Origin of the sequence: Pseudomonas sp. GL-R-19, from assembly GCF_019956375.1 — a bacterium.
In the GTDB taxonomy this organism is placed as follows: Bacteria; Pseudomonadota; Gammaproteobacteria; order Pseudomonadales; family Pseudomonadaceae; genus Aquipseudomonas.
In genome coordinates this window covers 1-12,141 of the sequence record NZ_JAHBDJ010000051.1, presented here as the reverse complement: position 1 = coordinate 12,141, position 12,141 = coordinate 1, and the positions used below count along the sequence as shown (strand labels likewise).

Annotated in this window: 9 protein-coding genes; 8 read left to right on the top strand and 1 reads right to left on the bottom strand. The window is 60.5% G+C overall.

All coding sequences use genetic code 11. The features are described 5' to 3' along the window. Nucleotides 1-9 precede the first annotated feature (9 nt). Nucleotides 10-873 (bottom strand): DNA-3-methyladenine glycosylase family protein, encoded by an 864-nt coding sequence (locus KGA83_RS23080; protein ID WP_115947353.1) that lies wholly within the window; start codon nt 871-873, stop codon nt 10-12. 517 nt (nt 874-1,390) lie between these two features. Between KGA83_RS23080 and arcD the strand changes: the two genes are divergently transcribed. From arcD to gcvP, 8 genes are all read left to right on the top strand, one after another. Next, nucleotides 1,391-2,818, top strand: a complete 1,428-nt coding sequence (arcD, locus tag KGA83_RS23075; RefSeq protein ID WP_108215113.1) for an arginine-ornithine antiporter — start codon at nt 1,391-1,393, stop codon at nt 2,816-2,818. 33 nt (nt 2,819-2,851) lie between these two features. Beyond that, complete coding sequence (arcA, locus tag KGA83_RS23070) at nt 2,852-4,108, top strand: arginine deiminase (RefSeq protein WP_108215112.1); 1,257 nt, start codon at nt 2,852-2,854, stop codon at nt 4,106-4,108. A 24-nt stretch (nt 4,109-4,132) separates the two neighbouring features. Then, complete coding sequence (locus KGA83_RS23065; RefSeq protein ID WP_108215111.1) at nt 4,133-5,143, top strand: ornithine carbamoyltransferase; 1,011 nt, start codon at nt 4,133-4,135, stop codon at nt 5,141-5,143. A gap of 151 nt (nt 5,144-5,294) precedes the next feature. Continuing rightward, complete coding sequence (gene arcC, locus KGA83_RS23060) at nt 5,295-6,224, top strand: carbamate kinase (RefSeq protein WP_223531007.1); 930 nt, start codon at nt 5,295-5,297, stop codon at nt 6,222-6,224. 12 nt (nt 6,225-6,236) lie between these two features. After that, entirely contained in the window at nt 6,237-6,599 is a 363-nt protein-coding gene (locus KGA83_RS23055; RefSeq protein ID WP_108215109.1) for a DUF5064 family protein, read from the top strand. Nucleotides 6,600-6,798: 199 nt separating this feature from the next. Continuing rightward, complete coding sequence (locus tag KGA83_RS23050; protein WP_108215108.1) at nt 6,799-8,307, top strand: sigma-54-dependent transcriptional regulator; 1,509 nt, start codon at nt 6,799-6,801, stop codon at nt 8,305-8,307. Nucleotides 8,308-8,762: 455 nt separating this feature from the next. After that, nucleotides 8,763-9,146: a glycine cleavage system protein GcvH gene (gene gcvH / locus KGA83_RS23045; protein WP_008047373.1), complete on the top strand. Its 384-nt coding sequence runs from the start codon at nt 8,763-8,765 to the stop codon at nt 9,144-9,146. Nucleotides 9,147-9,157: 11 nt separating this feature from the next. Then, nucleotides 9,158-12,010 (top strand): aminomethyl-transferring glycine dehydrogenase, encoded by a 2,853-nt coding sequence (gene gcvP, locus KGA83_RS23040; RefSeq protein WP_223531006.1) that lies wholly within the window; start codon nt 9,158-9,160, stop codon nt 12,008-12,010. Nucleotides 12,011-12,141: the final 131 nt, after the last annotated feature.

Below are 12,141 nucleotides of genomic sequence, written 5' to 3'. Positions count from 1 at the left end.
GGATCAAGCTCAATCCGCCCGACTCAACGAAGTCCACAGCACCTGCGCCGCATACCCTCGATAAGGCCGCCAGCTTTCGGCTCGTGCCAACAGCTGCCGCGCCGTCACCGGCCCACCCTCCAGCGCCGCCAATGCATTGATCAACCCCACGTCGCCATTGGGAAATCCATCCATCTCCCGCAACTGTCGCAACGCAATGTATTGCGCCGTCCAGTCACCAATCCCGTGCAAGGCCAATAACCGCGCTACGCCTCCCTCCCGACCGGGCTCGAACAACCGCGGATCATCGAGTAATGCCTGGGCCACCCCCGACAGCGTCCGGCCGCGGCTTTTCGGCATGCCCAACGCAGCCAGATCTGCGCCAGCCAAAACGCTGACCTCAGGGAACACATGGGTCAACCCCGGCAACCGTGAATGCAATGGCGTGCCGTACTGCGCTACCAGTTTGCCCGCAAGTTTGATCGCCGCCGCCACTGTAATCTGCTGCCCCAGCACCGCGCGGATTGCCAACTCCAGGCCATCCCACGCCCCCGGCACACGCAGCCCGGGGTGCTCGGCAATCAGCCGCGCCAGCAGCGGATCAACTGCCAGGTGCCGGTGAATCGTGGACAGGTCGGCGTCCAGATCAAACATCCGCCGCACGCTTGCGACGATTGCAGGGACGGCGCCCGGATCAGGAAAATCCAGGGTCAACTCAAGGGCATCCGAGGTGCCAGGCTGGATCGAGAACATACCGCAAGCACCGTTCAAACCGATGCTGCGCGAATACACACCGTCGACCACCGTTTCCAACCCGACAATCGCCCGCGCCGACAAAAAACCAAGCAGCGCCGGCCAGTCATAGGGTGGCTGGTACGCCAGCAACAGCTTCACAGACCCACCACCAACGCGATCAATGCGCTCAATGCGCTCAATGCGCTCAGACGAAGCTTGTTCGGTGATTGCGACATCGCTGCATCTCCATTTTTGGGGGGCGGCAACTGCCGCGAAGTCGTCACATAACGGGCGTCAACTAAACTGATGAAGAGTAATAACGTTTATTGGATAACGCCAACAAACCTCTTTTTTACTTGCACAAAATGGCTTTTTTACACCGTTATAATCATTTGTTTTATACGTTTTTTTAATACATCAATTCAGTACAAAAAATGCATGAATAAAATTTGCAGATTTTTAAAAACCAACTAGCGTCATAATTCGAAACAAATGCTAAAAAGTTCTTAAAGAATCTGCAAAAGCCTCTAGGACAGGCGTTACAGGCAGCCGCCTTGTAAATGATGGCACTCCGCCAACAACCCGGGAACGCTTTCATTTAGTGATCTAAGTCAGCTGATTGGATAGCCAACAGAATTAGTCTGTTGCCTCTCTTCTCCTGCATTGGAGTCATGCAATGTCTGAAGCTCCCGGAAAACTGAAACTCGGCGCGCTGGTTGCGTTAGTCGTGGGTTCGATGATTGGTGGCGGGATCTTTTCCTTGCCACAAAACATGGCCGCCAGTGCCGATGTCGGCGCCATTCTGATCGGTTGGGCAATCACCGCCGTCGGCATGCTCACCCTGGCGTTCGTGTTCCAGACCCTGGCCAACCGCAAACCCGATCTTGATGGCGGGGTTTACGCCTACGCCAAGGCCGGTTTCGGCGACTACATGGGCTTCTCGTCCGCCTGGGGGTACTGGATCAGTGCCTGGCTGGGCAACGTCGGTTACTTCGTCTTGCTGTTCAGCACGCTCGGCTACTTCTTTCCGCTATTTGGGGAGGGCAATACCCCTGCTGCCGTGATCGGCGCCTCGGTACTGCTCTGGGCCGTACATTTCCTCGTACTGCGAGGAATAAAGGAAGCAGCGTTCATCAACCTCGTGACCACCGTCGCCAAGATCGTGCCGCTGCTGCTGTTCATGTTGATTGCGTTGTTCGCCTTCAAACTGGACATCTTCACCGCCGACATCTGGGGCCTGAAGAACCCGGACCTGGGCAGCGTGATGGACCAGGTGCGCAAAATGATGCTGGTCACCGTGTGGGTGTTCATCGGCATCGAAGGCGCGAGCATCTTTTCGGCCCGGGCGGAAAAGCGCAGCGATGTGGGTAAGGCCACCGTGATCGGCTTTGTCACCGTGCTGCTGTTTTTAGTGCTGGTGAATGTGCTGTCGCTGGGGATCATGACCCAGCCGGAGCTGGCCAAACTGCAGAACCCGTCGATGGCCGCCGTGCTGGAGCACGTGGTCGGTCACTGGGGCGCGGTGCTGATCAGCGTCGGTTTGATCATCTCGTTGCTGGGGGCGTTGCTGTCGTGGGTGCTGCTGTGCGCGGAGATCATGTTCGCCGCCGCCAGGGACCACACCATGCCGGCGTTTTTGCGCAAGGAAAACGCCAACCATGTACCGGTCAACGCCCTGTGGCTGACCAACGCCATGGTCCAGGTTTTCCTGATCATCACGCTGTTCTCGGCCAGCACTTACCTGTCGCTGATCTACCTCGCCACCTCGATGATCCTGGTGCCGTACCTGTGGTCGGCGGCCTACGCGTTGCTGTTGGCGGTGCGCGGCGAAAGCTACGAAGGCGCGGCGGGCGAACGGCAGAAGGATCTGATCATCGGCGCCGTGGCCCTGATCTACGCGATCTGGCTGCTGTACGCCGGCGGCATCAAGTACCTGCTGCTGTCCGCCCTGCTCTACGCCCCCGGCGTGATCCTGTTCGCCAAGGCCAAGCTGGAAATCGACAAAGCGGTTTTCACCAACGTCGAGAAACTGATTTTCGCTGCGGTGGTCGTGGGCGCCGTGGTGGCGGCCTACGGTCTCTATGACGGTTTCCTGACTCTTTAACTCCCTTGTTTTGTCATCTGGAGGATCACTGTAATGACCACGGAAAAAGTTAAGTACGGCGTCCATTCCGAAGCCGGCAAACTGCGCAAAGTCATGGTTTGCTCCCCAGGCCTGGCCCATCAGCGGCTGACCCCGAACAACTGCGACGAACTGCTGTTCGATGATGTGCTGTGGGTGGCCCAGGCCAAGCGCGACCACTTCGACTTCGTCACCAAGATGCGCGAACGCAACATCGATGTGCTGGAAATGCACAACCTGCTGACGGACATCGTCGCCATCCCCGAAGCCCTGGACTGGATCCTGGAACGCAAGGTCACCGCCAACTCGGTGGGCCTGGGCCTGATCAACGAAACCGCCTCGTGGCTGCGCAGCCTGCAGCCGCGCAAGATCGCCGAGTTCCTGATTGGCGGCGTATCGGGCGACGATTTGCCCACCAGTTTCGGCGGCAAGGCCATCGAGATGTTCCGCGACTTCCTCGGCAACTCCAGCTTCATCCTGCCGCCGCTGCCCAACACCCAGTTCACCCGCGATACCACCTGCTGGATCTACGGTGGCGTCACCCTCAACCCGATGTACTGGCCGGCGCGCCGTCAGGAAACCCTGCTGACCACCGCCATCTACAAATTCCACCCCGAGTTCACCAACGCCGACTTCCAGATCTGGTACGGCGACCCGGACAAGGACCATGGCAACTCCACCCTTGAGGGCGGTGATGTGATGCCGATCGGCAACGGCGTGGTGTTGATCGGCATGGGCGAACGCTCGTCGCGGCAAGCCATTGCGCAACTGGCGGTGAACCTGTTCAAAAACAAGGCCGTCGAGAAAGTCATCGTCGCCGGCCTGCCGAAATCCCGCGCGGCGATGCACCTGGACACCGTGTTCAGCTTCTGCGATCGCGACCTCGTCACGATCTTCCCGGAAGTGGTGAACCAGATTGTCGCCTTCACCCTGCGCCCCGATGAAAGCAAGGCGGGCGGCATCGACATCCGCCGCGAAGAAACCAACTTCCTCGACACCGTGGCTCAGGCCCTCAACCTCAAAGCGTTGCGCGTGGTGGAAACCGGCGGCAACAGCTTCGCCGCCGAACGTGAGCAATGGGACGACGGCAATAACGTGGTGGCCGTGGAGCCAGGCGTGGTCATCGGCTACGACCGCAATACTTACACCAACACCCTGCTGCGCAAGGCCGGGGTGGAAGTCATCACCATCAGCGCCGGCGAACTCGGTCGCGGCCGGGGCGGCGGTCATTGCATGACCTGCCCGATCATCCGCGATCCGATTGACTACTAACCTGTTCACCTTAGGAGATCCAAAATGGCGTTCAATATCCATAACCGCAATCTGCTGAGCCTGGAACACCACACCCCTCGCGAATTGCGCTACCTGCTCGACCTGTCCCGCGACCTCAAGCGTGCCAAGTACACCGGCACCGAACAGCAGCATCTCAAGGGCAACAACATCGCGCTGATCTTCGAAAAGACCTCGACCCGCACCCGCTGTGCGTTCGAAGTTGCAGCCTATGACCAGGGCGCCAACGTTACCTACATCGACCCGAACTCCTCGCAGATCGGCCACAAGGAAAGCATGAAGGACACCGCCCGTGTGCTCGGGCGCATGTACGATGCCATCGAATACCGTGGCTTCAAGCAGGAAATCGTCGAGGAACTGGCCAAGTTCGCCGGTGTGCCGGTGTTCAACGGCCTGACCGACGAATACCACCCAACGCAAATGATCGCCGACGTGCTGACCATGCGTGAGCACGCCGACAAGCCGATCCACGAAATCAGCTACGCCTACCTCGGCGATGCGCGTAACAACATGGGCAACTCGCTGCTGCTGATCGGCGCCAAACTCGGCATGGACGTGCGCATCTGCGCGCCGAAAGCCCTGTGGCCAGCGGACGACCTGGTGGCTCGCTGCAAGCAATACGCAGAAGAAAGCGGCGCGCGCATCACCCTCACCGAAGACCCGAAAGCGGCGGTCAAGGGCGTGGACTTCATCCACACCGACGTCTGGGTGTCGATGGGCGAACCGGTCGAAGCCTGGGCCGAGCGCATCCAGCAATTGCTGCCGTATCAGGTCAACGCCGAACTGATGAAAGCCACCGGCAACCCGCGCACCAAGTTCATGCACTGCCTGCCGGCGTTCCACAACTGCGACACCAAGATCGGCAAGCAGATTGCCGAACAGTACCCGCACCTGAGCAACGGCATCGAAGTGACCGATGACGTGTTCGAGTCGCCGGCCTGCATCGCCTTCGAGCAAGCGGAAAACCGCATGCACACCATCAAGGCGATTCTGGTGTCGACGTTGGCTGACCTATAAGACCGGCACCGGTCAATGTAGGAGCGAGCCTGCTCGCGATAGCGGTCTGACATTCAATATTAATGTCGACTGATGCTGCGCAATCGCGAGCAGGCTCACTCCTACAATTGACCGAGTCGTTTGCCTTTCCTCTGTTTAGAAGGACTGCACCATGCGTATCGTCGTTGCTCTGGGCGGTAATGCCCTGCTCCGCCGGGGTGAACCGATGACCGCTGACAACCAGCGCGCCAACATCCGGATCGCCACCGAACAGATCGCCAGGATCCATCCCGGCAACCAACTGGTCATCGCCCACGGCAATGGCCCGCAAGTCGGCCTGCTGTCATTGCAGGCAGCGGCCTACACCTCGGTTTCACCCTATCCGCTGGACGTGCTCGGTGCCGAGACCGAAGGCATGATCGGCTACATCATCGAACAGGAACTGGGCAACCTGCTGGACTTCGAAGTGCCCTTTGCGACCCTGCTGACCCAGGTCGAAGTCGATGCCAATGACCCGGCCTTCAAGAACCCGAGCAAACCCATCGGCCCGGTCTATACCAAGGATGAGGCTGAAGCACTGGCCGCCGAAAAAGGCTGGGCCATTGCCCCGGACGGCGACAAATACCGCCGCGTGGTCGCCAGCCCGAAACCGAAACGCATCTTCGAAATCCGTCCGATCAAATGGCTGCTGGAAAAAAGCAGCATCGTGATCTGCGCCGGTGGCGGCGGCATTCCGACCATGTATACCTCGCCCGGCAAACTCGAAGGCGTCGAAGCGGTCATCGACAAAGACCTGTGCTCGTCACTGCTGGCCGAACAGCTTGAAGCCGATCTGCTGGTGATCGCCACCGACGTCAACGCCGCGTTCATCGACTTTGGCAAACCCACGCAAAAAGCCATCGCCCAGGCCCACCCCGACGAAATGGAAAAACTCGGCTTCGCCGCCGGTTCCATGGGACCGAAGGTGCAGGCAGCCTGCGAATTCGCGCGCCATACTGGAAAAGTCGCAGTGATCGGTTCGCTCGCGGACATCGAAGCAATTGTCCAGGGCACCGCCGGTACACGCATCAGTACGGCAACACCAGGCATTACCTACTTGTAAGGAGAGACGTCTATGGCACAGTTTGAGCCAGGTCACTTGCACATCGAACGACATGCGCTGACCCCGGATGATGTCAGCTACAACGTGCACCTCGACTATGAAGTCAGCAAGAATGCCAAAGGGGAAAAAGGCATCCAGTTCACTATGCATGGCAGCATTCAGGGCAAGGAGATGTCAGAGCCCTTCTTCCTGCCCAAGGAGGAGGCCTACAACTTCGCCAGCAACGTGACGAAAATCGCCGAGAAGTACGGGATTCCGAAGACGCACAGCCAGATCGGATCGGTCCACAAACATTACGATTTGATGTTTGAAGACATCCGGCAGCAGTTGAATATGAAATCAGGCGACCCGGTAAACCCCGAACACTTCGAATAACCTAGTCTCCCTGTAGGAGCGAGCCTGCTCGCGAAGGCGGAGTGTCAGCCAATATCTTTGTGACTGATACCTCGCTTTCGCGAGCAGGCTCACTCCTACAAAGATCAATGTCGCCCTGAATATCGGCGGCACATTTCACCATTAGCCCGCCCCAAGGCATACTTGCCACCCTTCGCACTGCAGAACCCAAGACCGCCCCATGCGTATCCACGTCAGCTTCATCGACCGCGTCGGTATCACCCAGGAAGTCCTGGCCCTTCTCGGTGGGCGCAATCTGAACCTGGATGCGGTGGAAATGGTCCCGCCCAATGTTTATATCGACGCCCCGACCCTGAGCCCGCAAGTGCTCGAGGAGCTGCGCGATGCCCTGTTCAGCGTGCGTGGCGTGCAAGCGGTGACGGTGGTCGACATCCTGCCCGGCCAGCGCCGGCACTTGCAGCTCGACGCCTTGCTGGCCGCCATGACCGACCCGGTGCTGGCACTGGACAGCGACGGCAAGGTGCTGCTGGCCAACCCGGCCCTGATCGCCCTGTACGGCCGCGAACCGAACGGTGAAAGCGTGGGCGAGCTGTTTTCCGACCCGGCCTTGCTCGACGCCCTGCTTGAACAGGGCTTTCGCCTGCCGCTGCGGGAAATCACCGTCAACGGCCAGACCCTGTTGCTCGACGCCACTCCGATCACCGACGCCGGCGCCCTGCTGACCCTGTATCAACCGAACCGCATCGGCGAACGCCTTTCCGCGCTGCACCATGACCACGCCGAAGGTTTCGACGCACTGCTCGGCGAGTCCCCGGTGATCCGCACCCTCAAGGCACGCGCCCAGCGGGTTGCGGCCCTCGATGCACCGCTGTTGATCCAGGGCGAAACCGGCACCGGCAAGGAACTGGTGGCCCGGGCCTGCCACGCCATCAGCGCCCGGTACAGTTCACCGTTTCTGGCGCTGAACTGCGCGGCATTGCCGGAGAACCTCGCCGAAAGCGAGCTGTTCGGCTACGCCCCCGGCGCCTTCACCGGCGCGCAGCGGGGCGGTAAGCCAGGACTGATGGAACTGGCCAACCAGGGCACGGTGTTTCTCGATGAAATCGGCGAGATGTCGCCGTATTTGCAGGCCAAATTGCTGCGTTTCCTCAACGACGGCAGTTTTCGCCGGGTCGGCGGTGACCGTGAGGTCAAGGTCAACGTACGGATCCTCAGCGCGACCCACCGCGACCTGGAAAAAATGGTCGGCGAAGGTTTGTTCCGCGAAGACCTGTTCTATCGCCTCAACGTCCTCAATGTTGAAGTGCCACCCCTGCGCGAGCGTGGCCAGGACATCCTGCTGCTGGCCCGCTACTTTATGCAGCAGGCCTGTGCACAGATCCAGCGACCGGTCTGTCGCCTGGCACCGGGCACTTACCCGGCACTGCTGGGCAACCGCTGGCCGGGCAACGTGCGGCAATTGCAGAACGTGATCTTCCGTGCCGCGGCGATCTGCGAAAGCAGCCTGGTGGACATCGGCGACCTCGATATCGCCGGCACCTCGGTGGCCCGCCAGGGCGACCATGACGTCGACAGCCTGGAACAGGCCATGGACGAATTCGAGAAAACCCTGCTGGAAAAACTCTACGTCAGCTATCCCTCGACCCGGCAACTGGCGACCCGCCTGCAAACCTCCCACACCGCGATTGCCCATCGGTTGCGCAAGTATGGGATTCCGGGCAAGGCTTGAAGCCTTGAGTCCACAGATGGCGGGCTATGTACACCAACCTATGTAGGAGCTGCCGCAGGCTGCGATCTTTTGACTTTGATCTTATGGTGCCTGCGACAAGATCGCAGCCTGCGGCAGCTCCTACGGAACGGGTTGTCAATTCGAAAACTTCTTTACCTGTTTAAAAACGACCTCCATCTGTACTGAAAGCGCTACAGCGGAACGATATCGCTACACCCCGCTCCGATCACGGCTGCACAAGGCTTTGATCCACCTCGGCTTTTATCCTTGACATACGCCGTATCGATTTCGCTACAACGTGTGAATTTCAGCGCTTGTCGAAACAACCTAAATCATTGATCAATAACAATAAAAGCAACGTTGGCCGCGTTCTTGCTATGTACTCCTCATAACCCGGGCATCGCCCAAGCATTCAATCGCGTCCACCAGACGAGTCTGGCCCCTTAGGAGTTTCCATGAGCGAGTTGCGTTTTACTGAAGATCACGAATGGCTGCGCACCGAAGCTGACGGCAGCGTCACGGTCGGCATCACCGCTTTCGCACAGAACGCCCTGGGCGACGTGGTTTTCGTTCAACTGCCTGAGCTGCAGTCCTACGACAAAGGCGCCGAAGCCGCCACCGTGGAATCGGTAAAGGCTGCCAGCGGCGTGTACATGCCGCTGGACGGTGAAGTGCTGGAAGTGAACCCGGCGCTGGACAGCAGCCCTGAACTGGTCAACGAAGATCCTCTGGGCGAAGGCTGGTTCTTCCGCTTCCAGCCAAGCGACGCCTCGGCTGTCGCCCAACTGCTGGATCAGGACGCCTACGACCGCCTGATCAAAGCCCAAGCCGAAGCCTGAGGAGCGCTGACATGACCCAGATCAATCTGACCACCGCCAACGAATTCATCGCCCGTCACATCGGCCCGCGCGCCGGTGACGAGCAAGCCATGCTCAACAGCCTCGGTTTCGACTCCCTGGAAGCCCTGAGCGCCAGCGTGATTCCCGACAGCATCAAGGGCACCAGCGTCCTCGGTCTGGAAGACGGTCTGAGCGAAGCCGACGCCCTGGCCTTGATCAAGTCCATCGCGACTAAAAACCAGCTATTCAAAACCTACATCGGCCAGGGCTACTACGGCACCCACACGCCGTCGCCGATCCTGCGCAACCTGCTGGAAAATCCGGCCTGGTACACCGCCTACACCCCGTACCAGCCAGAAATCTCCCAGGGCCGTCTCGAAGCGCTGCTGAACTTCCAGACCCTGATCAGCGACCTCACCGGCCTGCCGATCGCCAACGCCTCCCTGCTCGACGAAGCCACCGCCGCTGCCGAAGCCATGACCTTCTGCAAACGCCTGAGCAAGAACAAGGGCAGCCACGCCTTCTTCGCCTCCGTGCATTGCCACCCGCAGACCCTCGACGTGCTGCGCACCCGTGCCGAGCCTTTGGGCATCGACGTGGTGGTTGGCGACGAACGCGAGCTGACTGACGTGACGCCGTTCTTCGGCGCGCTGCTGCAATACCCGGCAAGCAACGGTGACGTATTCGATTACCGCGAGCTGACCGAACGCTTCCACGCCGCCAACGCCCTCGTCGCCGTGGCTGCCGACCTGCTGGCCCTGACCTTGCTGACCGCGCCGGGCGAATTCGGCGCCGACGTAGCCATCGGCAGTGCACAACGCTTCGGCGTGCCGTTGGGCTTCGGTGGCCCGCACGCGGCGTACTTCTCCACCAAGGACGCGTTCAAGCGTGACATGCCGGGCCGTCTGGTCGGTGTTTCCGTAGACCGCTTCGGCAACCCGGCCCTGCGCTTGGCCATGCAGACCCGCGAACAACACATCCGTCGCGAGAAAGCCACCAGCAACATCTGCACCGCGCAAGTACTGCTGGCCAACATCGCCAGCATGTATGCCGTGTACCACGGTCCAAAAGGCCTGACGCAGATCGCCAATCGCATCCATCACCTGACTGCAATCCTGGCCAAAGGCTTGAGCGCATTGGGTCTGAACGTCGAGCAAACGAGCTTCTTCGACACCCTGACCGTGAAGACCGGCGCTCAAACCGCGACCCTGCACGACAAGGCACACGCCCAGCGCATCAACCTGCGCGTGGTCGATGGCGAGCGCCTGGGCCTGTCCCTGGACGAAACCACCACTCAGGCCGACGTTGAAACCCTGTGGAGCCTGCTGTCCGACGGCAAGGCCCTGCCGGACTTCGCCGCCCTCGCCGCGTCGGTCGTCAGCACCATCCCGGCCGCGCTGGTGCGTCAGTCGCCGATCCTCAGCCACCCGGTGTTCAACCGCTATCACTCGGAAACCGAGCTGATGCGCTACCTGCGCAAACTGGCGGACAAGGACCTGGCGCTGGACCGCACCATGATCCCGCTGGGTTCGTGCACCATGAAACTCAACGCCGCCAGCGAAATGATCCCGGTGACCTGGGCCGAGTTCGGCGCCCTGCACCCGTTCGCCCCGGCCGAGCAAAGCGCCGGCTACCAGCAATTGACCGACGAGCTGGAAGCCATGCTTTGCGCGGCCACCGGTTATGACTCGGTTTCGCTGCAACCGAACGCCGGTTCCCAGGGTGAGTACGCAGGTCTCTTGGCGATCCGTGCCTACCACCAGAGCCGTGGCGAAGACCGTCGCGACATCTGCCTGATCCCGTCGTCGGCCCACGGCACCAACCCGGCCACCGCCAACATGGCCGGCATGCGCGTGGTCGTGACCGCGTGCGATGCCCGTGGCAACGTCGATATCGAAGATCTGCGCGCCAAGGCCATCGAGCACCGCGAACACCTCGCCGCGCTGATGATCACCTACCCGTCCACCCACGGTGTGTTCGAAGAAGGCATCCGCGAAATCTGCGGCATCGTTCATGACAACGGCGGCCAGGTGTACATCGACGGCGCCAACATGAACGCCATGGTCGGCCTCTGCGCGCCGGGCAAGTTCGGCGGCGACGTGTCGCACCTGAACCTGCACAAGACCTTCTGCATCCCCCACGGCGGTGGCGGCCCGGGCGTCGGCCCGATCGGCGTGAAATCACACCTGGCGCCATTCCTGCCGGGCCACGCACAGATGGAGCGCAAGGAAGGCGCCGTTTGCGCGGCACCGTTCGGCAGCGCGAGCATTCTGCCGATCACCTGGATGTACATTCGCATGATGGGTGGGGCGGGCCTCAAGCGCGCATCGCAACTGGCGATCCTCAATGCCAACTACATCTCCCGTCGCCTCGAAGAGCACTATCCAGTGCTGTACACCGGCAGCAACGGCCTGGTGGCGCACGAGTGCATCCTTGATCTGCGCCCACTGAAAGACAGCAGCGGCATCAGCGTCGATGACGTCGCCAAGCGCCTGATCGACTTCGGCTTCCACGCGCCGACCATGTCGTTCCCGGTGGCCGGCACACTGATGATCGAGCCGACCGAAAGCGAGTCAAAGGAAGAACTGGACCGCTTCTGCGACGCCATGATCCGCATCCGCGAAGAAATCCGCGCGGTGGAAAACGGCACCCTGGACAAGGACGACAACCCGCTGAAAAACGCGCCGCACACCGCCAAGGAGCTGGTCGGCGAGTGGTCGCACCCGTACAGCCGCGAGCAAGCGGTGTACCCGGTTGCGTCGCTGATCGAAGGCAAGTACTGGCCGCCGGTCGGTCGTGTCGACAACGTGTTTGGCGACCGCAACCTGGTCTGCGCCTGCCCGTCGATCGAAAGCTACGCTTAAACCAATGAGGGGGCGGATTTACTCGCCCCCACTTTCAGAAACACCGCAATACCCTGTAGGAGCTGCCGCAGGCTGCGATCTTTTGATCTTGATCTTGAAAAACAGGATCAAAAGATCGCAGCCTGCGGCAG

Bases quoted from the DNA above. Each gene is read 5' to 3' on its own strand.
- KGA83_RS23050 (WP_108215108.1), top strand. From the start codon at position 6,799: ATGCGTATCCACGTCAGCTTCATCGACCGCGTCGGTATCACCCAGGAA.
- arcD (WP_108215113.1), top strand. From the start codon at position 1,391: ATGTCTGAAGCTCCCGGAAAACTGAAACTCGGCGCGCTGGTTGCGTTA.
- KGA83_RS23055 (WP_108215109.1), top strand. From the start codon at position 6,237: ATGGCACAGTTTGAGCCAGGTCACTTGCACATCGAACGACATGCGCTG.
- gcvH (WP_008047373.1), top strand. From the start codon at position 8,763: ATGAGCGAGTTGCGTTTTACTGAAGATCACGAATGGCTGCGCACCGAA.
- gcvP (WP_223531006.1), top strand. From the start codon at position 9,158: ATGACCCAGATCAATCTGACCACCGCCAACGAATTCATCGCCCGTCAC.
- arcA (WP_108215112.1), top strand. From the start codon at position 2,852: ATGACCACGGAAAAAGTTAAGTACGGCGTCCATTCCGAAGCCGGCAAA.
- KGA83_RS23065 (WP_108215111.1), top strand. From the start codon at position 4,133: ATGGCGTTCAATATCCATAACCGCAATCTGCTGAGCCTGGAACACCAC.
- arcC (WP_223531007.1), top strand. From the start codon at position 5,295: ATGCGTATCGTCGTTGCTCTGGGCGGTAATGCCCTGCTCCGCCGGGGT.